The organism is Butyrivibrio sp. AE2015, from assembly GCF_000420825.1.
Taxonomy (GTDB): domain Bacteria; phylum Bacillota; class Clostridia; order Lachnospirales; family Lachnospiraceae; genus Butyrivibrio.
In genome coordinates, this window is record NZ_ATVR01000067.1 from 1 (window position 1) to 2,691 (window position 2,691).

Annotated in this window: 2 protein-coding genes; both read left to right on the forward strand. The window is 39.0% G+C overall.

Features of this window, described 5'->3' with window-relative positions; translation table 11 throughout:
- The first annotated feature begins 164 nt into the window (after positions 1 to 164).
- Positions 165 to 470 carry a hypothetical protein gene (locus G585_RS0116485; RefSeq protein WP_022776472.1) on the forward strand — a complete coding sequence of 102 codons (306 nt, stop codon included), beginning with the start codon at positions 165 to 167 and terminating at the stop codon, positions 468 to 470.
- Between the two features lie 18 nt (positions 471 to 488).
- Positions 489 to 2,198 (forward strand): IS66 family transposase, encoded by a 1,710-nt coding sequence (locus G585_RS0116490; protein WP_022776473.1) that lies wholly within the window; start codon positions 489 to 491, stop codon positions 2,196 to 2,198.
- The last annotated feature ends 493 nt before the right edge of the window (positions 2,199 to 2,691 follow it).

Sequence of the window (2,691 nt, forward strand, 5' to 3'; positions counted from 1 at the left end):
GTTACTATTCACACTTTCCCAGATATGGTATCTTTCACATAAAGAGTTTTCGGTCATATAAAAATGCCAAGAAGCCAGAAAAATTCTAGCTTTTTTGGCATTTTTTATTGCAATAAATATCTTTATGTGTTATGCTATACACATAAAGATAAAGGAGGCAAACTATGGGAATTGTATATCAGACCGACAAAAGATCCGGAATCACATATGCCTATGAAAATCAATCATTCTGGGATCCGGAGCTCAAGCGTTCTAAGTCAAAAAGAAAGTTGATAGGCCGTGTTGACCCTGAAACAAAAGAGATTATCCCTACCGATGGCAGATGCAAAAAACGCAGCCCTTCCTATGAAGCAGGAAGTGATGATTATGAAATGCCAAAGACCATGAAAGGTCTCAAGGATGAAGTCAGAAGGCTATTAAAAGAGAATCAGGAACTGCGAGAGCAATTAGAAAAATATAAATCAAAATGATCGTTGAGGTTATCGTGGATGGACTTAAAAGAAGCTTATGAAGTTATAAAAAAGGAATGGCACGCTGCCGAGCGAAAGGTAAAAAAGCTTGAAAAAGAACTGGAAAAACTCAGAAAAGAAGGTGCTTCAGACTCTCGCGTGCAAAAGCTTCTCAGCCAGATTCAAGGCCTCAACAAAAAGATTTCACAATACAAATCCCTCGCTGATCGTTATCAGGAGCTTTATGAAAAAGAGCGCGCCAAAGTCAAGGAACTGGAGAATGATAAGTTCAGCCTTGAACTTGAGAATCAGCATTTAAGGGACAAGTTGGAATTCCTGGAAGAAGGTTCTTCCGAAGAAATCACAGCTTCAAAAGAAGCAGAAGCCCAGATAGCAGCACTTAAGGATGAAGTTGCAAGACTTACAGCAAGACTCAATAATAACGGAACCAATACTGGCACTCCTACATCCAAGACCGCAATCGATCAGAAAAAAGTTATCCCAAACTCTAGAGAAAAATCAGGTCTTCCTAAAGGTGGGCAAACCGGTCATGAGAAGCATGAAATGCCCCAGTTTTCTGATGAAGAAATCACTGACACCATCCCTCATGAGCTTACTGAATGTCCCAAATGCGGCAGCCATAACCTTGAAGAAATTGAAGAATCTTACAAGGATGAGTTCGATTATGAAGTAAAGGTCATCAAGCACAGACACAGGTTTGTCATCTATAAATGTCTTGACTGTGGTGCAACAGTCAAAGCTCCTCTCGGTTCTCTTAAGGCTGCAAACCAGTATGGCAAGGTAATCCAGGCAATGGCACTATCGCTCATGGATCTTGGCTTTGTAAGCATTAACCGCACAAGAAAAATACTGACAGGTTTTTCTCCTGAACCGCTTACCCTCAGCGAAGGGTATCTTGCGAAACTTCAAAAGCGTTACTCAAAAAAGCTCCATGCTTTTATCACAGACCTGAAAAATATAATCATAGGACTGCCTCTTATCTACTGGGATGACACTGTAGTCTTTGTAAATACAGCAAGAGCCTGTATGAGGTTTTATGGAAATGAACGTATAGCCCTGTATACTGCACATCTACATAAAGACCTTGAAGGAATCATTGAAGATAACATCCTTCCTGTGCTAAGTTCCGGAACAAAAGTCATGCATGATCATAACACCATCAATTATCATGAAGGCTTTGTCTTCAGAAATGTAGAATGCAATCAACATCTGGAAAGGGATCTACAGAAGCTGTTCGACTCATCAAGCCACCCTTGGGTCAAAACACTAAAAGAGCTGATCCAGTCCATGATGCATGACCGGAAACATCTGATAGCCGAAGGTGCTACTGCTTTCTCAAAGGAAGCTGTTGAAGCTTTTCTCATGAAAGTGGATTCTCTTTTGGATAGTGGATATAAAGAGTACATTGCTGATCTGGGGCATTATTATGAAAGTGATGAGAATGCTCTTCTCAACAGAATAAGAGAATACAAGAACAACTACTTTGACTGGGTTAAGGATTTCTCCATCCCAACAACAAACAACCTCAGCGAGAGGTCACTCAGATTCGTAAAAACCAAAGACAAAGTGTCCGGACAGTTCCAAAGCATTGAATACGCATCATATTTTGCAGATATCAGGACATATCTTGAAACCTGCGCCAGAAATGGTGTTAATGAATTCACTGCCCTCTTAAGACTGACTTCTGGAGAACCATATACTGTAGAAGAACTATTAGGCGGAGCATAACTCCGCCTAGAAATAGTGCTTTCTTTTCAACAAACTTGAATTTATCAACAGCTTAAGGGAACATACTCCGTTTTTTTATGAGCACTCTGATGATTCCAATTGCAAACATATGTGCCGGATAATAGAGATATTCTCCTCGATATAAATATTTCTTTAGATTAGATTCTTTGGTTTATCAGCTCTAAGCTCTATATACCCGCATTCAGGACATACATATACTTTGACTTCAGATTTTTTTGTGGAACTAAAGACCCCTTTCTCTTTTTTCCAAATATAGAATAAAGATCCCGTTGTGAGTCCTGTATCCATACTTGCAGTAATCATTTCAATATCACAATGAATGCATTTCATTCTTTATTATTCCTTTCTAGCATTATCATCTCAATAAATCCCGATTTGCTTAATACAAAGATTCTAACCGTTTCAACAATAAAAATAAAGCCTACTGATGTGAGCTTCATTCTTCACTTTCATTTATCTGTGAATAGTAACA

Excerpts from the sequence above, each read along its gene's own strand:
- G585_RS0116485 (WP_022776472.1), top strand. The coding sequence starts at position 165 with ATGGGAATTGTATATCAGACCGACAAAAGATCCGGAATCACATATGCC.
- G585_RS0116490 (WP_022776473.1), top strand. The coding sequence starts at position 489 with ATGGACTTAAAAGAAGCTTATGAAGTTATAAAAAAGGAATGGCACGCT.